Raw genomic sequence first — 19,902 nt, 5'->3', positions numbered from 1 at the left:
TATGGCCGAAATCAAGAATTACACGCTGAACTTCGGCCCACAGCACCCCGCTGCACACGGTGTGTTGCGCTTGGTGCTTGAGCTCGATGGCGAAGTGGTGCAGCGTGCTGATCCGCACATTGGACTGTTGCACCGCGCCACCGAAAAGCTGGCAGAAAGCAAAACCTATATCCAGTCGCTGCCCTACATGGACCGTCTGGACTACGTGTCGATGATGTGCAACGAGCACGCTTACTGCCTGGCCATCGAAAAGATGCTGGGTCTTGAAGTGCCCATGCGTGCCCAGTACATCCGTGTGATGTTCTCGGAAATTACCCGCATCCTGAACCACCTCATGTGGCTCGGCTCGCACGGCAACGATTGCGGCAGCTCCACCATCCTGATCTACACCTTCCGCGAACGTGAAGACCTGTTCGACATGTACGAGGCTGTCTCTGGTGCCCGCATGCACGCAGCGTATTTCCGACCCGGTGGCGTGTACCGTGACCTGCCCGACAGCATGCCGCAGTACAAGGTCAGCAAAATCAAGAACGCCAAGGCCATTGAGCAGCTCAACAAGAACCGCCAAGGTTCCTTGCTCGACTTCATCGATGACTTCACGCAGCGTTTTCCCAAATGCGTGGATGAATATGAAACCCTGCTGACCGACAACCGCATCTGGAAGCAGCGTACGGTGGGTATTGGTGTGGTGCCGCCCGAGCGTGCCCTGAACCTGGGCATGACCGGCCCCATGCTGCGTGGTTCGGGCTTTGCCTGGGATTTGCGCAAGACGCAGCCATACGATGCGTACGACCAAGTCGAGTTCGACGTGCCTGTGGGCAAAACCGGTGACAGCTACGACCGTTATCTGGTGCGAGTTCAGGAGATGCGTGAATCCAACCGCATCATTCAGCAGTGCGTGGCCTGGTTGCGCGCTAACCCGGGCCCGGTCATCACCGACAACCACAAAGTGGCACCCCCTTCGCGTGAAGGCATGAAATCCAACATGGAAGACTTGATCCACCACTTCAAGCTCTTCACAGAAGGTTTCCGCGTGCCCGAAGGCGAGGCCTATGCCGCTGTCGAACACCCCAAGGGCGAGTTCGGCATTTACATGGTGAGTGATGGCGCCAACAAGCCTTACCGCCTGAAAATTCGTGCCCCGGGCTTTGCCCATTTGGCCACTCTCGATGAAATGGCCCGTGGCCACATGCTGGCCGATGCGGTCGCGATCATCGGGACCATGGACATCGTTTTTGGAGAGATTGACCGATGATCTCTGAGTCAACCAAAGCACGCTTTGCGCGTGAAGTTGCCAAGTTCCCTGAAGAGCAAAAGCAGTCGGCTGTGATGGCTTGCTTGTCGATCGTTCAGCAAGAACTTGGCTGGGTCAGCCCCGACAGTGAGCAAGTCGTGGCTGAGGTGTTGGGCATGCCTGTGATGGCGGTGCACGAAGTGACCACCTTCTACAACATGTACAACCAAAAGCCTGTGGGCAAGTTCAAGCTGAACGTTTGCACCAACCTGCCTTGCCAGTTGCGCGGTGGTGCACAGGCGTTGGCCCATCTGGAACACAAGTTGGGCGTACATGCTGGCGAAACTACCGCCGACGGCCTGTTCACCCTGCAGCCCAGCGAATGCCAAGGTGCTTGCGCAGACGCGCCGGTGCTGCTGGTCAATGACCGCCACATGTGCAGCTTCATGAGCCACGACAAACTGGATCAGTTGGTCGACAGTCTCAAGAAAGCGGAGGCCGTCTGATGAACGTCCAACAAGTTCTGAATCAATTCCAGTCTACAGGCGTGGAAACCTGCTTCCATGACCGCCACATCAACCCGCAAATTTATGCAGGGCTGAATGGCACGAACTGGGGCATCAAAGACTACGAAGTGCGCGGCGGCTATGCGGCCTTGCGCAAGATCTTGGGCAAAGACGGCGGCGATGGTTTAACGCAAGACCAGGTGATCGCGACCGTGAAGGAATCCGGTCTGCGTGGTCGTGGCGGTGCTGGTTTCCCAACGGGTCTGAAGTGGAGCTTCATGCCCCGTCAGTTCCCCGGTCAAAAGTACCTGGTGTGCAACTCGGACGAAGGCGAGCCGGGCACATGCAAAGACCGCGACATCATGGAGTACAACCCGCACACGGTGATCGAAGGCATGATCATCGCGGCTTATGCCATGGGCATCAGCGTGGGCTACAACTACATCCATGGTGAAATTTTCCACACCTACGAGCGTTTTGAAGCCGCCCTCGAAGAAGCGCGCGCAGCAGGCTACCTGGGTGACAACATCTTGGGTAGCACGTTCAGCTTCCAGCTGCACGCCTCGCACGGTTTTGGTGCTTACATTTGCGGTGAAGAAACCGCTTTGCTTGAATCGCTGGAAGGCAAAAAAGGCCAGCCACGCTTCAAGCCACCGTTCCCGGCGAGCTTTGGCCTTTACGGCAAGCCTACCACCATCAACAACACCGAAACATTCGCAGCGGTGCCCTGGATCATCCGAAACGGTGGACAGGCTTACCTCGAGTGTGGCAAGCCCAACAACGGCGGCACCAAGATCTTCTCGGTCAGTGGTGACGTCGAGCGTCCCGGCAACTACGAAGTGCCCATGGGCACGCCATTTGCCAAACTGCTGGAGCTCGCCGGTGGTGTGCGCGGTGGTCGCCAACTCAAGGCCGTGATTCCGGGCGGGTCGTCTTCGCCTGTCGTGCCTGGCGACTTGATGATGAAGCTGACCATGGACTACGACAGCATCGCCAAAGAGGGCGGTTCGATGTTGGGTTCGGGTGCGGTGATCGTCATGGACGACACCCGTTGCATGGTCAAGGCTTTGGCGCGTTTGTCTTACTTTTACTCGCACGAATCATGCGGTCAATGCACCCCTTGCCGTGAAGGCACGGGCTGGTTGTGGCGCATGGTAGACCGCATTGAAAACGGCCAGGGCCGAGCCAGCGACATCGACATGCTCGACAGCGTGGCAGGCAACATCATGGGCCGAACGATTTGCGCCTTGGGCGACGCAGCGGCCATGCCGGTGCGCGGCATGCTCAAGCATTTCCGTCACGAATTTGTACACCTCATCGAGCACAAGACCTCCATGGTCGGTGCCGACGCAACAACGGTGAAGACCCATGGTTGAAATAGAACTCGACGGTCAGAAAGTGGAAGTTGTCGAAGGCAGCATGGTCATGCATGCGGCCGAAAAAGCCGGCACCTACATTCCTCACTTCTGCTACCACAAGAAACTCTCCATCGCTGCCAATTGCCGCATGTGCCTGGTCGATGTGGAGAAGGCCCCCAAGCCGATGCCCGCCTGCGCCACGCCCGTGACGCAAGGCATGATCGTGCGCACCAAGAGCGACAAGGCCATCGCGGCCCAGAAGTCGGTCATGGAGTTTCTGCTCATCAACCACCCACTCGATTGCCCCATCTGCGACCAAGGCGGTGAGTGCCAGTTGCAAGATTTGGCTGTAGGTTATGGCGGCACACTGTCGCGCTACGAAGAAGAAAAGCGCGTGGTCTTTCACAAGGAAGTCGGTCCGCTGATCTCCATGGAGGAGATGAGCCGCTGCATCCACTGCACACGCTGCGTTCGCTTTGGTCAGGAAGTGGCCGGTGCCATGGAACTGGGCATGTCCAACCGCGGCGAACACGCCGAGATCGAGACCTTCCTGGGCAAGACCATTGATTCGGAACTGTCGGGCAACATGATTGACATTTGCCCCGTCGGTGCCTTGACCAGCAAGCCTTTCCGCTACAGCGCCCGCACTTGGGAACTGTCGCGACGCAAGTCAATCGCTGCACACGACTCCTCGGGTGCCAATCTGATCGTTCAGGTCAAGAACAACCAAGTCATGCGCGTCGTTCCTTTGGAGAACGAAGAAGTCAACGAGTGCTGGATCGCCGACCGTGACCGTTTCTCGTACGAAGCCTTGAACGGTGCCGAGCGTTTGACACAACCCATGCTCAAGCAAGGCGGTGTCTGGAAAGAAGTTGACTGGCAGACCGCCCTGGAATACGTGGCCAATGGCCTGAAAAACATCCAGCGTGATCACGGTGCCAACAGCATCGGCGCACTGGTCAGCCCTCAGAGCACTGTTGAAGAGTTGTACCTCGCGGGCGCTTTGGTGCGCGGCCTGGGTTCGGACAACATCGACCACCGCCTGCGCCATGCCGAGTTCGGCGCTGCTGAAGGCGTGCGCACCTTGGGCACATCGATTGCATCGCTGTCCACACTGCAGCGCGTGCTGGTCGTGGGCTCCAACCTGCGCAAGGACCATCCACTGTTTGCTTTGCGCGTGCGTCACGCTGTGCACCACGGCGCTCAGCTGAACGTCATCACCTCGCAAGCTTCATTCAGCCACGCTGACGCTTGGGCCATGCCTGTGGCGCAAGCCGTGCTGTCCGATGCATCGGGCTGGGCACAAGCCTTGGCTGATGTGGCCGCAGCCATTGCAGCAGAGAAGGGCGTTGCTGCCCCAGCTGCTGGCAACGCCACAGCGCAAGCCCAAGCCATTGCCAAGTCTTTGTTGGGCGGTGAGCGCAAGGCCGTGTTGCTGGGCAATGCCGCAGCGCACCACGCCAACGCATCGAGCCTGCTGGCTCTGGCCAACTGGATCGCTGAGCACACCGGCGCGATTGTGGGTTATCTGACCGAATCTGCCAACACAGTGGGTGCGCAGTGGGTGGGCGCCCAGCCGCAAACCGGTGGCAAGAATGCTGGCCAGATGCTGACCGGTGGATTGAAAGCTGCCATCTTGCTGAACAACGAACCCGAGTTCGACAGTGCAGCAGGTGCTGCTGCGGCTCAGGCTCTGGGTCAGGCCGAGATGGTTGTGACACTCAGCCCGTTCAAGGCCAACATGGCTTTCAGCGATGTGTTGTTGCCTATTGCGCCGTTCACCGAAACGTCGGGTTCTTTTGTCAACGCTGAAGGTCGTCTGCAAAGCTTCCACGCCGTGGTCAAGCCGCTGGCTGAAACTCGTCCTGCTTGGAAGGTGTTGCGTGTACTGGCCAATTTGCTCGATGTGCCTGGTGTGTCTTTCGAGACTTCGCAAGACGTATTGGCTCGTGCCACTGCCAAACCCCTGGTCGCATCCAATGCGAGCAAGGCCGCCATTAACTTGGCTGCCACAGCGAGCAAGCCTGCTGTGGCATCCATTTACCAACTCGACAGCATCGTGCGCCGTGCGCCTTCGCTCCAGCAGACTGCAGACGCTCGCCAGGAGGTGACAGCATGATTGATGCTTTGTACAACGGCGGCCTGAACCTGGTGGCCGCCAGCTGGTGGGCCACTCTGGTTTGGCCTGTTTTGTGGATTCTGATCAAGATCGTGGCTGTCTTGGCACCTTTGATGGGCGCCGTGGCTTATCTGACGCTTTGGGAGCGCAAGCTGCTGGGTTTCATGCAGGTACGCCATGGGCCCAACCGTGTGGGACCCATGGGTTTGCTGCAGCCGATCGCCGACGCGCTCAAGTTGCTGACCAAGGAATTGATCAACCCGTCTGCAGCCAGCATGGGCTTGTTTCGTCTGGGGCCGATCATGGCCATCATGCCCGCCTTGGCTGCTTGGGTGGCCATTCCTTTTGGTCCCGAAGCGGCCTTGACCAACATCAATGCTGGTTTGATGCTGGTGATGGCCATCACCTCCATCGAGGTCTATGGCGTGATCATTGCGGGCTGGGCATCGAATTCCAAATACGCCTTCCTGGGCGCACTGCGTGCTTCGGCTCAAATGGTCAGCTATGAAATCGCCATGGGCTTTTGCTTCTTGGTGGTCCTGATGGTCACCGGCAGCATGAACCTGACCGACATCGTGCTGGCACAAGACAAGGGCAGCATGGCCCGCATGGGTCTGAACTTCCTGTCCTGGAACTGGCTGCCACTGTTGCCGATCTTCATCGTCTACCTGATTTCTGGCGTGGCCGAAACCAACCGTCACCCCTTTGACGTGGTTGAAGGTGAAGCCGAAATCGTGGCCGGTCACATGGTCGAGTACTCGGGCATGGGCTTTGCGATCTTCTTCCTGGCCGAATACGCCAGCATGTGGCTGGTGTCCATTCTGGCGGTGGTCATGTTCCTGGGCGGCTGGTTGTCGCCCATTGACAGCGCCTTGTTCAATTGGATCCCTGGCTGGATCTGGTTGGGCCTGAAGACCTTCCTGGTGGTTTCCATGTTCATCTGGATCCGCGCCACCTTCCCGCGCTTCCGTTATGACCAGATCATGCGTCTGGGATGGAAGATTTTCATTCCGGTCACCTTGGTGTGGCTGCTGGTGGTGGGCGCTTGGTTGTTCTCACCCTGGAACATTTGGAAATAAGCGGTTCACGACCATGACAACAATGACTGCTTCCTCCTTCTCGATCAAGGACTTCTTCAAGAGCTTCATGCTCGTGGAGTTGCTCAAGGGCATGGCCCTGACCGGACGCTATGCATTCGCCCGCAAGGTGACCGTGCAGTTTCCGGAAGAAAAAACACCGCTTTCGCCGCGTTTTCGTGGCCTGCATGCCCTACGCCGTTATGACAACGGTGAAGAGCGCTGCATCGCCTGCAAACTGTGCGAAGCCGTCTGCCCTGCGATGGCCATCACCATTGAGGCCGGTCAGCGCGAAGACGGGTCCCGCCGTACCACACGCTACGACATTGACCTCACCAAGTGCATCTTCTGCGGTTTTTGCGAAGAAAGCTGCCCGGTGGACTCGATTGTTGAGACGCACATCTTCGAATATCACGGCGAAAAGCGTGGCGACCTGTACTTCACCAAGGACATGTTGCTGGCCGTGGGTGACCGTTACGAAAAAGAGATCGCAGCTGCCAAGGCTGCTGATGCTCCTTACCGTTGAACGCCGCCCAGTCCTGAACATTTAAAAAAGACAGACCTATGGACGTCAAGACCGGTTTCTTCTACCTCTTCTCGGTGGTGCTGCTGTTTGCAGCCTTCCGCGTGGTGACGGCGCGCAATCCTGTGCACGCTGTGCTGTACCTCATGTTGGCCTTTTCCCAGGCCTCAGCCGTCTGGCTGCTGCTCAACGCCGAATTCCTGGCCATCACCTTGGTGTTGGTCTATCTGGGCGCGGTGATGGTGTTGTTCCTGTTCGTGGTGATGATGCTGGACATCAATGTGGACACCTTGCGACAGGGCTTCTGGAAAAACTTTCCTCTGGCAGCCACTTTAGGCGCTGTGGTGGCGCTTGAAATGGCCGCTGTGCTGATGAGCGGTTTCCGTTTGTCTCAAGCGCCCAAAGTGGTGGCTGCTGTGGCCGGTGCGGCTCCGGTGTCCAACAGCAAGGCGCTGGGCATCTTGCTCTACACCGAATACCTGATGCCTATCCAAATCGCTGCATCCATCTTGCTGGTGGCCATGGTGGCTGCCATTGCCTTGACGCTGCGTCAACGCAAGGACAGCAAAGCGATCAATCCTTCCATCCAGGTACGCGTGCGTGCGGCTGACCGCTTGCAAGTGGTCAAAGTGGCTGTGACTCAGCCTGCTCCTGAACCTGTGGCCCCTGACGCTGTCGAGGAAAAGAAATGATGGCATTGACACTCGGACATTTTCTGTCGCTTGGCGCCATGCTGTTTGCATTGGCCGTGATCGGCATCTTCCTGAACCGCAAGAACCTGATCGTCTTGCTCATGGCCATTGAACTGATGTTGCTGGCCGTGAACATGAACTTTGTGGCCTTCTCGCATTACCTGGGTGACATGCACGGTCAAGTGTTCGTGTTTTTCATCCTGACGGTGGCGGCCGCTGAATCGGCCATCGGTCTGGCCATCCTCGTGCTGTTGTTCCGTAACAAGAACAGCATCAACGTGGACGAACTTAATTCGCTCAAGGGTTAATAAGAATATGAGTCAAACCCTCAACGCAAGCACGCTGCTGGTTGTGCCGCTCGCGCCCTTGGTGGGCTCGGCACTGGCCGGTATTTTCGGTACGAAATTCGGTGGCAACTGGATTGGTCGTCGTCTGTCGCACACGCTGACCATTCTGGGTGTTCTGGTGGCGTTCATCCTCTCGGCCATGACGCTCAAAAGCGTGGCGCTGGACGGTGCCCGTTTCAATGAAACTCTGTACACCTGGATGGTGGTCGGTGATCTCAAGATGGAAGTGGGCTTCCTGATTGACAGCCTGACGGCCATGATGATGTGCGTCGTGACTTTTGTGTCATTGATGGTGCACATTTACACCATTGGCTATATGGAAGAAGACGAAGGATACAACCGTTTCTTCGCCTACATCTCTCTGTTCACCTTCTCCATGCTGATGCTCGTCATGAGCAACAACATGCTTCAACTGTTCTTCGGCTGGGAAGCCGTGGGCCTGGTGTCTTACCTGCTGATTGGTTTCTGGTTCAACAAGCCGACCGCCATCTTTGCCAACATGAAGGCCTTTTTGGTCAACCGTGTGGGTGACTTCGGCTTCATTTTGGGCATTGGCCTGATTGCAGCCTACGCGGGTACGCTCAATTACGCAGAGGCATTTGCCAAAGCCGCAGAGCTGGGTGCACTCACATTCCCCGGCACCGACTGGATGCTGGTGACCGTGATCTGTATCTGCTTGTTCATCGGGGCGATGGGCAAGTCGGCACAGTTCCCGCTGCACGTGTGGCTGCCTGACTCGATGGAAGGTCCAACCCCCATCTCGGCGCTGATTCACGCGGCAACGATGGTGACCGCTGGTATTTTCATGGTGGCCCGCATGTCGCCGCTGTTCGAGTTGTCGGACACTGCGCTGAACTTCATCATGGTGATTGGTTCGATCACGGCCTTGTTCATGGGTTTCCTGGGCATCATCCAGAACGACATCAAGCGCGTGGTGGCTTATTCCACTTTGTCGCAGTTGGGTTACATGACCGTGGCTTTGGGCGCATCGGCTTACTCGGTGGCCGTGTTCCACCTGATGACGCACGCCTTCTTCAAAGCGCTGCTGTTCCTCGGTGCCGGCTCCGTCATCATGGGCATGCACCACAACCAGGACATCCGATGGATGGGTGGCGTGCGCAAGTACATGCCCATCACCTGGATCACCTCTTTGCTGGGTTCGCTGGCTTTGATCGGTACGCCGCTGTTCTCGGGCTTCTACTCCAAGGACAGCATCATCGAAGCGGTGCATGAAAGCGTGCTGCCTGCAGCTGGCTTTGCCAACTTCGCAGTGCTGGCCGGTGTCTTTGTGACCGCCTTCTACTCGTTTCGCATGTATTTCCTGGTCTTCCACGGCAAAGAGCGTTACGACCAGAACCCTGATGCGCACCATGGTCACCACGATGACCACGCCCATGGCCACGATGATCACCATGCGCCTCATGAGTCGCCATGGGTGGTGACCGTGCCGCTGGTCTTGCTGGCAATTCCTTCGGTGGTTATCGGTTTCATGACGATCGAGCCGATGCTCTACGGTGAATTCTTCAAGGACGTGATCTTTGTGAATGCCGACAAGCACCCGGTCATGGCCGAAATGGCAGAAGCTTTCCATGGCCCTGTGGCCATGGCCAAGCATGCCTTGACGACGGCTCCTTTCTGGCTGGCTTTGTCCGGTGTGCTGGTGTCCTGGTACATGTACCTGATCAACCCCAAAGTGCCTGCCTTCTTCGCCCGTGCATTGCGCCCTGTGATCGTGGTGCTGGAAAACAAGTATTTCCTCGACTGGATCAACGAAAACATCCTGGCCCGTGGCGCCCGTCTGCTGGGTACCGGTTTGTGGCAAGTGGGTGACCGGACCATCATCGACGGCTTTTTTGTCAATGGTTCCTGGAAAGTCGTGGGCATGGTGTCTGGCGTGGTGCGCTGGTTCCAGTCGGGCTTCCTGTACCACTACGCCCTGGTCATGATTTTGGGTGTGTTTGTGCTGATGACGTATTTCGTCTGGCTCGCTTAACGATTTTGAGGACGATATAAAAATGGGATTGTTAAGCCTTGCCATCTGGACACCGATTGCTTTCGGCGTCATCTTGCTGGCCTTCGGTCGTGACAGCCAAGCCCGCGCCGTGCGCTGGTTGGCCCTGATCGGCGCTGTCGTCAGTTTTCTCGTCACACTGCCGCTGTACTCGGGCTTCAAGCTCGGCACTTCAGCCATGCAGTTTGTCGAAAAATTCACCTGGATCGAACGGTTCAACGTGCACTACCACTTGGGTGTGGATGGCATTTCGTTCTGGTTCGTCTTGCTGACCGCGTTCATCAACGTGATCGTCGTGATCGCGGGCTGGGAAGTGATCACCCGCAAAGTCAACCAGTACATGGCCGCCTTCCTGATCCTGTCGGGTCTGATGATTGGCGTGTTCAGTGCGCTCGACGGCATCTTGTTCTACGTCTTCTTTGAAGCGACGCTGATCCCGATGTACCTGATCATTGGTATCTGGGGTGGCCCGAACAAGATCTATGCCGCGTTCAAGTTCTTCCTGTACACCTTGATGGGTTCGCTGCTGACGCTGATCGCGCTGATCTACCTGTACACCGCCTCGAACGGCAGCTTCGACATCCTGGCTTGGCACCAATTGCCACTGTCCGGCCATGTCCAGACCCTGTTGTTCTTCGCCTTCTTTGCCGCTTTTGCAGTCAAAGTGCCCATGTGGCCGGTGCACACCTGGTTGCCTGACGTGCACGTGGAAGCGCCCACAGGCGGCTCCGCCGTGCTGGCCGCCATCATGCTGAAGCTCGGTGCCTATGGCTTCCTGCGTTTTTCCATGCCCATTGCACCCGACGCTGCGCGCGAGTGGGGCACCCTGATGATCGTGCTGTCTTTGGTCGCCGTCATCTACGTGGGTCTGGTGGCCATGGTCCAGCAGGACATGAAGAAGCTGGTGGCTTATTCATCGGTGGCGCACATGGGTTTTGTGACCCTGGGCTTTTTCATCTTCAATCCACTGGGTGTTTCCGGTGGCATCGTGCAGATGATTGCTCACGGTTTTGTCTCGGCCGCGATGTTCCTGTCGATTGGTGTGTTGTACGACCGCGTGCACTCGCGTGAAATCGCCAGCTACGGCGGCGTGGTCAACACCATGCCCAAGTTTGCGGCCTTTGCCTTGTTGTTCTCCATGGCCAACTGTGGCCTGCCAGGCACTGCCGGTTTTGTGGGCGAGTGGATGGTGATCTTAGGCGCCGTGAAGTTCAACTTCTGGATCGGTGCCATGGCCGCATCGGCCCTGATTTTTGGCGCGGCTTACACCCTGTGGATGTTCAAGCGCGTGTATCTGGGCCCTGTGGCCAACGACCATGTCAAGGAACTGACGGACATCAACAGCCGTGAATTCCTCATCATGGCTTTGCTGGCCATCGCTGTGCTGTACATGGGCCTGTTCCCCAAGCCCTTCACGGATGTGATGGACACCTCGGTGGCTGACCTGCTCAAGCATGTGGCCTTGTCCAAATTGCCCCAATGACCATTCAGTCAAGAACTGAAGAATAGAGAGAACACCGATGATGGACACAAGCAGCTGGATGACGATCTATCCAGAAATCGTGTTGCTGGTCATGGCCTGCGTGATCGCGCTGGCCGACCTGTTCGTGAAAAGCCCCAAACGCAACGCCACCTACGCCCTGACTTTGCTGTCATTGGGCGGCGTGGCCTGGTTGAACGCTTTGTATGCCAATGCCGGACAGACCTTGTATGGCTTTGGTCACCTGGTGGTCAGCGACCCCATGGGTCATTGGCTCAAGTGCTTTGCCACCATCGCCGTGATGGTGACGCTGGTTTACTCGCGTCCTTACGCAGCAGACCGCGACATGTTGCGCGGCGGTGAACTGTTCAGCCTGAGCATGTTTGCCTTGCTGGGCATGAGCTTCATGATCTCCGGACAGAACTTCCTGGTCATTTATCTGGGCCTGGAGCTGCTGACCTTGTCGAGCTACGCGCTGGTGGCTTTGCGCCGCGACCACACCCAAGCCACAGAAGCGGCCATGAAGTACTTTGTGCTGGGTGCCATGGCTTCGGGCTTCTTGTTGTATGGCATGTCCATGATGTATGGCGCCACAGGCAGCCTGCAATTGGCTGCTGTGTTCAAGGCCATTGCATCCGGTCAGGTCAACCACCAGGTGTTGGTGTTCGGTCTGGTGTTCATCGTGGCCGGTCTGGCGTTCAAGATTGGTGCCGTGCCTTTCCACATGTGGATTCCAGATGTGTACCAAGGTGCGCCCACAGCGGCCACGCTGCTGATTGGTGGTGCCCCCAAGTTGGCGGCCTTTGCCATCATGATTCGTCTCCTGGTTGAAGGCCTGATGCCTTTGGCCATCGACTGGCAGCAAATGTTGTCTTTCCTGGCGATTGGCTCTCTGCTGATCGGTAACCTGGCCGCGATTGCCCAGTCGAACCTCAAGCGCATGCTGGCCTATTCGACCATTGCGCAAATGGGTTTTGTGCTCTTGGGCTTTGTTGCAGGTGTGGTCAACGGTCAAACCACGCTGGCGGCCAACGCCTACAGCTCCGCCATGTTCTACATCGTGGGCTATGTGCTGACCACCTTGGCCAGCTTCGGCATCATCATGCTGCTGGCCCGCCAAGGCTTTGAAAGCGAAGAAATCACCGATCTGGCCGGTCTGAACCAACGCAGCCCGCTGTACGCAGGCGTCATGGCCATTTGCCTGTTCTCTTTGGCAGGCATCCCACCCATGGTGGGCTTCTACGCCAAATTGGCCGTGTTGCAATCGCTGATCGTGTCGGGTCAGACTTTCTACATCGGTTTGGCCATTTTCGCGGTGCTCATGTCCTTGGTTGGTGCCTTCTATTACCTGCGCGTGGTCAAGGTCATGTACTTTGACGAGCCGGTCACGGCGACCACCGTGTCGGCCACTGCCGATGTGCGTGTGGTGCTGTCCATGAACGGCTTGCTCGTTCTGGTGCTGGGCGTGATGCCGGGCGCCTTGATGGCCTTGTGCGCTGACGCCATCGCCCGCATGTTGGCCATCTGAACATGTCAGGCAGCTGGTCCATCGGCACATTGATCGCGCTGGCTTTGCTGGCGGCCAATTTGCCCTTTGCCAACCAGCGAATTCTTGCGCTGGGTCCCCATCGCAGCACCAAGTCACTCGGGCTGCGCCTGGGGGAGTTGGTGTTGTTGTACTTTGTGGTGGGCGCTGTGGGGCTGGCATTTGAAAACCACAGTGGCCAAATTGCACCCCAGGGCTGGGAGTTTTACGCCATCACGGCCACCATGTTCGTGACCTTGGCCTTCCCTGGTTTTGTCTACCGCTACCTGATGCACCGGCCCCACTGAAGCGCTGTCTTTAATGGCCCACCGTTTGCAAGCATCACCATGTCTGACGATCACCTGATCGAGCACCGCATTGACCAGCAGGAGTTGCTGCGCGGGCATTTCCTGCACGCCTTCCGCGACACGGTGCGTCTACCCAACCAAAAAACGGCCACTCGCGAGTATGTGATCCATCCCGGGGCGGTCATGATCATTCCGCTGCTGCAAGATGCACAGGGTTTGAAAGTGGTGCTGGAGCGTCAGTACCGTTACCCCATCGGGCAGGTGATGATCGAGTTTCCTGCGGGCAAGCTGGATGCGGGTGAAGACCCTTGGGTGTGCGGGCAACGTGAATTGCTGGAAGAAACGGGCTACACCGCAGGCGAATGGGCCAGGGCAGGGGTCTTGCACCCGGTGATCGCCTATTCAACCGAGGTGATCCACATCTGGTTTGCACGCGGTCTGAAACTGGGGGAACGTCATCTGGATGATGGGGAATTTCTGGATGTGTTCACGGCCACGCCTGCCGAGTTGCTGGCCTGGTGCCGCGACGGGCAGGTGACCGATGCCAAAACCCTGACCGGAGCGCTGTGGTTGCAGAATATGCTCTCTGGCGACTGGCCCTTGACGTGGCAATCCATCGCCTGACCCATTCAGACCATGAAAGTCCTTGACCTCCAATGTCGTCAGGGCCACAGCTTTGAAGGCTGGTTTGGCTCGCAAGACGATTACGACGCGCAGCGTGCGCGGGGCTTGGTCACCTGCCCGATGTGCAATGACAGCGAGATCACCAAAATGCTGTCTGCACCGCGTTTGAACCTGGGGCATGGTGTGGCCCCTGCGACCGATTCATCAGATGTGAAGCCCAGCGCAGAGGCGCCAACAGCCCCAGCGACAGCGGCCAGTGCCTTGCCAGCAGACATGCCCAGCCTCGCCCACATGCAAGCGGCCTTGATGAACATGGTGCGCCATGTCATGGACAACACCGAAGATGTGGGCAGCCAGTTTGCCGAAGAGGCCCGCAAAATCCATTACGGTGAAAGCGAAGAGCGCAACATCCGAGGACAAGCCACCCGCGAAGAAACCGAAGCCTTGCTCGATGAAGGCATCGACGTGCTGCCCTTGCCTGTGCCCGATGGGCTCAAAGGGCCGTTGCAGTAGTTGGCATGAACGTTTTTGTGTGGGAGTGGCGCCCTCGCCGCGATGCAGCCTCGCAGAGCACCACACATCGCCCCGAGGGCGGGGCTCCCGCTCTGATCGTATAGCTGATCGCTATGCCCCTAAGACAAGCCTTTTGCTTCAAAATTCACAGGGCCGGATCAATAGCACCCATGTCAGACCTGAAGGCGCCGTACGGTGTAGGCAGACCGACCCGTGAAACTGCCCGGTCTGCGGCATACTCGCGGCAAGCCATGGAAACCCTCCACATTCCCGACACCGAAGTTGAACTGACGGCCGTCCGGGCTCAAGGCCCGGGCGGTCAAAACGTCAACAAGGTGTCCACCGCCATTCAGCTGCGATTTGATGTGGCAGGCTCTTCGCTGCCTGAAGACGTCAAGCAACGCTGGCTGCAATCGGGTGACAGCCGCTTAACGCAAGAGGGGGTGCTCATCCTCAAGGCGCAGCGTTATCGAACGCAAGAAGCCAATCGCCAAGATGCCTGGACACGTTTGTACGAACTGCTGGAGCGTTTTGTAAAGCCGCCCAAGCGGCGCAAGGCCACCAAGCCGACTTATGGCTCGGTGCAGCGACGGTTAGAGGGCAAAGCGATTCATGCCAAGCTGAAAGCCACTCGCAGACAAACGGATGAGTGATTTTTTTGTGCCGTAGATGGCTGAGTCTTGTATAGACTCATACCCATAAAAATCAGCAAAAAACCATGCAGTCAACCTATGTCTCGCCTTATCAAAGCCAGTACTACGCATGGCAACTCACACGGCGAGCGGCGGCTGATTCTGTTGAAGCACTGGCATCAACGCTGGTCAATTCACAGGTGGACCTGAACCCGCATCAGGTCGAAGCCGCACTGTTTGCCTGCCAGAACCCCTTGTCGCGTGGCGTGATCCTGGCCGACGAAGTGGGTTTGGGCAAAACCATCGAGGCTGGGTTGGTCATTTCTCAGCGTTGGGCCGAGCGGCGGCGCAAGGTGCTGATCATCGTGCCCGCCAACTTGCGCAAGCAGTGGCACCAAGAGCTGCAAGACAAGTTCGGCCTGCAAGGCACGATTTTGGAGGCCAAGAGCTTCACTGCCCTGCGTAAAACCGGACAATCCAACCCGTTTGTCTGCCTCAGCGGTCCGGTCATTTGTTCGTACCAATTTGCAAAGTCCAAAGCCAAAGACATCAAGGCTGTCGATTGGGATTTGGTGGTCATGGACGAAGCGCACCGCCTGCGCAACGTCCACAAAAAGAACAACGTCATCGGCAAGACGCTGAAAGAAGCACTGTTCAAAGTTCAGTCCAAAGTGCTGTTGACCGCCACGCCTTTGCAAAACTCGCTGCTGGAGTTGTATGGACTGGTCAGCATGATCGATGACAGGGTGTTTGGCGACGCCGACAGCTTTCGGGCTCAATTTGCCACGCCCACCAAAGGCCAGACCTTTGAGGCTTTGCGCAACCGGCTGGCCCCGCTGTGCAAACGCACCTTGCGCAGGCAGGTGCAGCCCTATGTGTCGTACACAGCACGGCGGGCCATCGTGCAAGAGTTCACGCCCACAGACCAAGAACGTGAATTTTCCAATCTGGTGGCCGACTACCTGCGCCGCCCCAATTTGCAGGCCATGCCCGAGGGCCAGCGGCACCTGATTTCGCTGGTGCTGTGGAAATTACTGGCCTCGTCCAGCCATGCCATTGCAGGCGCATTGGACACCATGGCCAAGCGACTGCAAGGTGTGCTGGACGAAACGCCCGATGACCTGGACATGATCGACCAGCTGGACCAAGACTACGAATCGCTGGACCAATTGGCCGACGAAAGCGGCAACGATGAAACGGCTGGGCAAATCCGCCCGGAAAACGCCAGCCAGCGCCAAGCCATTGCCACCGAAATCGAAGAGCTGCGGCATTTCAAACAACTGGCCACCCAAATCAAAGACGATGCCAAAGGCCAGGCGCTGCTGACGGCATTGGCCCGCTCTTTCAAAGAACTTGAGCGCCTGAGTGCCCCGCAAAAGGCCATCATCTTCACCGAGTCCCGGCGCACGCAAGACTATTTGCTAGAGCTGCTGGCCAACACGCCTTATGGCGATGGCATCGTGCTTTTCAATGGCACCAACAGCGACGCACGCGCCCAAGCCATCTACAAAGACTGGATCAAAAAGCACCAAGGCACTGACCGCATCACCGGCTCCAAAACCGCCGACACCCGTGCGGCCTTGGTGGAGCACTTCAAAGAAAGCGGCAAGGTCATGATCGCCACCGAGGCCGGGGCCGAAGGCATCAACTTGCAGTTTTGCTCGCTGGTCATCAACTACGACCTGCCCTGGAACCCCCAGCGCATCGAGCAGCGCATTGGCCGCTGCCACCGCTATGGGCAAAAGTTTGATGTGGTGGTGGTCAACTTTGTGGACCGCACCAACGAAGCCGACGCCCGCGTGTACGAACTGTTGGCTGAAAAATTTCAGCTGTTTGAAGGCGTGTTTGGGGCCAGCGACGAAGTGCTGGGTGCGATTGGATCTGGCGTGGACTTTGAGCGCCGCATTGCCGACATCTACCAAAACTGTCGAGACCCGCAAGAGATCAAAATCAGCTTTGAGCAACTGCAGCTGGACCTGAAAGGCGAGATCGACGAAGCGATGGTCAAAACCCGGCAAATGTTGCTGGAGAACTTTGACGAAGAAGTGCAAGACAAACTGCGCCTGCGTGCTGAAGACAGCCGCAGCGCCCGTGGCCGTTTTGAGCAGATGCTCATGGCCCTGACCCAAGCGGAGCTTGCTGACTGCGCACACTTTGATGCCGAAGGTTTTGACCTGCACCGCACCCCCGAGGGGTTGCCCACCGCCGAGCTGGGCCGCTACGAACTGCCTCGCCGCACAGGCGAAGCGCACATCTACAAACCCGACCACCCGCTGGCCGAATGGGCGATTGAACGCGCCAAAGCCCGCCAGCTGCCACATGGCCAATTGCAGTTTGACTACAGCGCCTATGGCAACACTGTCAGCAGCCTCAAACCATTCAGAGGGCAGGGCGGTTGGTTGACCGTGAAGCTGGTCACCGTGCATGCGCTGGGCGCCATGGAGCAGCGCTTGGTGGTGGCCGCAGCCACCCACGCCGGGCAAACCCTGCCCGACGACGTGCCCGAAAAACTTTTGCGACTGCCCGCTCAAACGCACACCAGCGCCGCATTGACCGTGAGCCTGTTTGATGCCGCCAATCAGGCGCTGGACGCCTCGTTGCAAGAGCGCCAAAACGACTTCTTGCGCGACGTGAACCGCCGCAACCTGGGTCACTTTGAGAAAGAAGTGGAAAAGCTCGACGCGTGGGCCGATGACCTCAAGCTGGGGCTGGAGCAAGAAATCAAGGCCATCGACCTGGCCATCAAAGAAGTGCGCCGCACTGCGGCCACAGCAGCCACCCTGGAAGACAAGCTGACCCACCAAAAGCACCAACGCAACTTGGAAGCCAAACGCACCCAACTGCGCCGGGAACTGTTCACCCGGCAAGACGACATCGAGGCACAGCGCAATGAATTGATCGAGGGGCTTGAGGGGCAGCTGGGGCAGCAGGTGGACGAGCAGACTTTATTCAGTGTGGAATGGAGCCTGCAGTGAAATACTGCCCGCTAAGTATTCATAATGACCGGTTGGAAGTTCCGAGTTCGTTCAAAATTCGGGGCTGCAAGCATATAAGACAGTCAAAAAAGGGAGTCGGTTTGTTCAGAGGTATGCCTTTCAGGTTCCGTCATGATTAAGAGAGTCAATGCGTCTAATCAGCTGTCGCGCTTGGTGCTGCGCGGCTACAAATCCATTGCGGAGTGTGATTTGGCCCTCGGCAAACTGAACGTTTTGATCGGAGCCAACGGCGCGGGCAAATCCAATTTGATCGGCTTTTTTCGCCTCATCAACAAAATCCTGGATCAGCAACTGCAAGCCACGGTGGGGCAAGGGGGCGGACCTGATGCCATGTTGCACTTTGGCCGCAAAAAAACCGAAGAAATTCAGGCTGAGCTTTACTTTGGCAACATCGGCTACAAATTCACGCTGAAGCCGACCCAAGACAACCGCATGATGTTTGCCAGAGAGGCGCTCTGGTGGAATGTCCATGGAGACTATCGCCCACAGTCTGGCCACTTCGAGTCATACGCTGAAAGTCAAAAGCAGACCATGGTGTACGACTACGTTGTCCCGCCGATTCGCAGCTGGCGGCTATACCACTTTCATGACACATCGGTTTCCGCCATGGTCAAGCAAGTGCATGGCATCAACGACAACGAATATCTTCGTGATGATGCACGCAACTTGGCAGCCTTTTTGTACCGCCTGAAAAACCACCACGAAGCGGAATACAAGCGCATCGTCAAAGCCATTCAAATGGTGGCGCCATTTTTTGGCGACTTTCATTTACGACCAACGGTCGACAACGTCGAGAAAATTCAGTTGGAGTGGACCGAAGCTGGACAAGATGTGCCATTTACAGCCAGCGCATTGTCTGACGGCACCTTGCGCTTCATCTGTTTGGCAACCGTCTTGTTGCAGCCCGAGTCGTTCATGCCAGCTGCCATTTTGATCGACGAGCCCGAACTGGGTTTGCACCCATTCGCCATTGCAGTTTTGGGTTCGCTCATGAAGGCAGCGGCAGACAAACATCAACTCATCATTTCCACCCAATCCGTTGAGCTGGTCAATGAATTTGAATTGGAAGACCTGATTGTGGTGGACAAGAAGGCAGGCGCATCTGTCTTCACTCGGCCGGAAGGCGTGGAGCTGCAGGAATGGTTGACCGATTACAGCTTGGGTGATTTGTGGAAGAAAAATCTTCTGGGTGGAAGACCATCACGATGACACGCATCAAACTCCTGGTAGAGGGGCAGACTGAAGAAGTCTTTGTGCGTGAATTGCTGCAACCGCACTATGCGCGCATGGGGCTTTACATGACCCCAATCATTGTCAGTACCAGTCCCGGATACAAGGGCGGTATGAGCAGTTATGCCAAGGTCAGGCCGCAAATTGAGCGCTTGTGCTTGCAAGATTCAGCGGCTTGGATCACCACCATGTTTGATTTGTATGCGTTGCCTACAGACTTTCCGGGTAAGTCGCTTGTTGTCCAGGGATCAGGGCAGCAGAAAGCTCAATACTTGGAGCGGCAGATGGCAGCCGACATCTCTCTGCGCAACTTTTTGCCGTATGTTCAAGTCCATGAGTTTGAGGCACTGCTTTTCTCACAGGCTGAAAAATTCAGTGAATGGACAGATAACCCAAACACGGTCGCTGGGTTAGTTTCCGTTGCCAAAGCGCATACCAGCCCCGAAGACATCAATGACAGCCCGCATACGGCACCCTCAAAAAGAGTGGTGGCCGCGATGCCCGCATATCAAAAAACATTTCATGGGCCTCTGATCGCGTGTGAGATCGGTTTGGATGTGATGCGTGGCGCATGCCCACACTTCAACGAGTGGCTCATCAGCTTGGAAAACTTGGTCAGTCAAGCTAATTAGAAAAACAGAAACATGAACAGGGAATACAACAACAATGAGCTTGCTTCAAGGCGACACGCTGACCCAGATTTCATTCTCAGTCTTTGAAAACAAAGG

Annotated in this window: 18 protein-coding genes; all 18 read left to right on the top strand. The window is 56.9% G+C overall.

Features of this window, described 5'->3' with window-relative positions; genetic code table 11:
* The first annotated feature begins 1 nt into the window (after window position 1).
* The 18 genes from B9Z51_RS00150 (at window position 2) to B9Z51_RS00065 (ending at window position 19,806) form a co-directional block, all read left to right on the top strand.
* The gene (locus B9Z51_RS00150; protein ID WP_108370799.1) at window positions 2-1,255 is read left to right on the top strand and encodes an NADH-quinone oxidoreductase subunit D; all 1,254 of its coding nucleotides are present in this window, start codon (window positions 2-4) and stop codon (window positions 1,253-1,255) included.
* Window positions 1,252-1,740, top strand: coding sequence for an NADH-quinone oxidoreductase subunit NuoE (gene nuoE, locus B9Z51_RS00145; RefSeq protein WP_108370797.1), 489 nt, complete (start codon window positions 1,252-1,254; stop codon window positions 1,738-1,740). Before B9Z51_RS00150 ends, nuoE begins: the two co-directional genes overlap by 4 nt.
* Window positions 1,740-3,116, top strand: a complete 1,377-nt coding sequence (gene nuoF, locus B9Z51_RS00140) for an NADH-quinone oxidoreductase subunit NuoF (protein WP_108370795.1) — start codon at window positions 1,740-1,742, stop codon at window positions 3,114-3,116. The genes nuoE and nuoF overlap by 1 nt, the downstream gene beginning before the upstream one ends.
* Window positions 3,109-5,217 carry an NADH-quinone oxidoreductase subunit NuoG gene (nuoG, locus tag B9Z51_RS00135; RefSeq protein WP_108370793.1) on the top strand — a complete coding sequence of 703 codons (2,109 nt, stop codon included), beginning with the start codon at window positions 3,109-3,111 and terminating at the stop codon, window positions 5,215-5,217. Before nuoF ends, nuoG begins: the two co-directional genes overlap by 8 nt.
* A complete protein-coding gene (nuoH, locus tag B9Z51_RS00130) occupies window positions 5,214-6,296 on the top strand; it encodes an NADH-quinone oxidoreductase subunit NuoH (protein ID WP_108370791.1) in 1,083 nt (360 codons plus the stop codon). The genes nuoG and nuoH overlap by 4 nt, the downstream gene beginning before the upstream one ends.
* A 22-nt stretch (window positions 6,297-6,318) precedes the next feature.
* Complete coding sequence (gene nuoI / locus B9Z51_RS00125; protein WP_369912362.1) at window positions 6,319-6,819, top strand: NADH-quinone oxidoreductase subunit NuoI; 501 nt, start codon at window positions 6,319-6,321, stop codon at window positions 6,817-6,819.
* A 38-nt stretch (window positions 6,820-6,857) separates the two neighbouring features.
* Complete coding sequence (locus B9Z51_RS00120) at window positions 6,858-7,508, top strand: NADH-quinone oxidoreductase subunit J (protein WP_108370789.1); 651 nt, start codon at window positions 6,858-6,860, stop codon at window positions 7,506-7,508.
* A complete protein-coding gene (nuoK, locus tag B9Z51_RS00115) occupies window positions 7,508-7,816 on the top strand; it encodes an NADH-quinone oxidoreductase subunit NuoK (protein WP_108325636.1) in 309 nt (102 codons plus the stop codon). The genes B9Z51_RS00120 and nuoK overlap by 1 nt, the downstream gene beginning before the upstream one ends.
* 7 nt (window positions 7,817-7,823) lie before the next feature.
* Window positions 7,824-9,848 carry an NADH-quinone oxidoreductase subunit L gene (gene nuoL, locus B9Z51_RS00110; RefSeq protein ID WP_108370787.1) on the top strand — a complete coding sequence of 675 codons (2,025 nt, stop codon included), beginning with the start codon at window positions 7,824-7,826 and terminating at the stop codon, window positions 9,846-9,848.
* A gap of 22 nt (window positions 9,849-9,870) precedes the next feature.
* Window positions 9,871-11,349 carry an NADH-quinone oxidoreductase subunit M gene (locus tag B9Z51_RS00105; protein WP_108370785.1) on the top strand — a complete coding sequence of 493 codons (1,479 nt, stop codon included), beginning with the start codon at window positions 9,871-9,873 and terminating at the stop codon, window positions 11,347-11,349.
* 37 nt (window positions 11,350-11,386) lie between these two features.
* The gene (gene nuoN / locus B9Z51_RS00100; protein WP_108370783.1) at window positions 11,387-12,874 is read left to right on the top strand and encodes an NADH-quinone oxidoreductase subunit NuoN; all 1,488 of its coding nucleotides are present in this window, start codon (window positions 11,387-11,389) and stop codon (window positions 12,872-12,874) included.
* 2 nt (window positions 12,875-12,876) lie between these two features.
* Window positions 12,877-13,179 carry a DUF2818 family protein gene (locus B9Z51_RS00095; protein ID WP_108370782.1) on the top strand — a complete coding sequence of 101 codons (303 nt, stop codon included), beginning with the start codon at window positions 12,877-12,879 and terminating at the stop codon, window positions 13,177-13,179.
* A 39-nt stretch (window positions 13,180-13,218) separates the two neighbouring features.
* Window positions 13,219-13,803: an NUDIX domain-containing protein gene (locus B9Z51_RS00090; RefSeq protein WP_108370780.1), complete on the top strand. Its 585-nt coding sequence runs from the start codon at window positions 13,219-13,221 to the stop codon at window positions 13,801-13,803.
* A 12-nt stretch (window positions 13,804-13,815) separates the two neighbouring features.
* Window positions 13,816-14,316 carry a DUF1178 family protein gene (locus tag B9Z51_RS00085; RefSeq protein ID WP_108370778.1) on the top strand — a complete coding sequence of 167 codons (501 nt, stop codon included), beginning with the start codon at window positions 13,816-13,818 and terminating at the stop codon, window positions 14,314-14,316.
* Between the two features lie 251 nt (window positions 14,317-14,567).
* Entirely contained in the window at window positions 14,568-14,969 is a 402-nt protein-coding gene (arfB, locus tag B9Z51_RS00080) for an alternative ribosome rescue aminoacyl-tRNA hydrolase ArfB (RefSeq protein ID WP_108370776.1), read from the top strand.
* Between the two features lie 65 nt (window positions 14,970-15,034).
* Window positions 15,035-17,923: an SNF2-related protein gene (locus B9Z51_RS00075; RefSeq protein ID WP_108370774.1), complete on the top strand. Its 2,889-nt coding sequence runs from the start codon at window positions 15,035-15,037 to the stop codon at window positions 17,921-17,923.
* Window positions 17,924-18,055: 132 nt separating this feature from the next.
* A complete protein-coding gene (locus tag B9Z51_RS00070; RefSeq protein WP_108370772.1) occupies window positions 18,056-19,153 on the top strand; it encodes an AAA family ATPase in 1,098 nt (365 codons plus the stop codon).
* Complete coding sequence (locus tag B9Z51_RS00065; protein WP_108370770.1) at window positions 19,150-19,806, top strand: DUF4276 family protein; 657 nt, start codon at window positions 19,150-19,152, stop codon at window positions 19,804-19,806. The genes B9Z51_RS00070 and B9Z51_RS00065 overlap by 4 nt, the downstream gene beginning before the upstream one ends.
* The last annotated feature ends 96 nt before the right edge of the window (window positions 19,807-19,902 follow it).

Origin of the sequence: Limnohabitans sp. T6-5 (genome assembly GCF_003063315.1) — a bacterium.
Lineage (GTDB): Bacteria > Pseudomonadota > Gammaproteobacteria > Burkholderiales > Burkholderiaceae_C > Limnohabitans_A.
The sequence above is the reverse complement of the archived record's forward strand: the minus strand, read 5'-3'. Positions and strand labels throughout refer to the sequence as shown.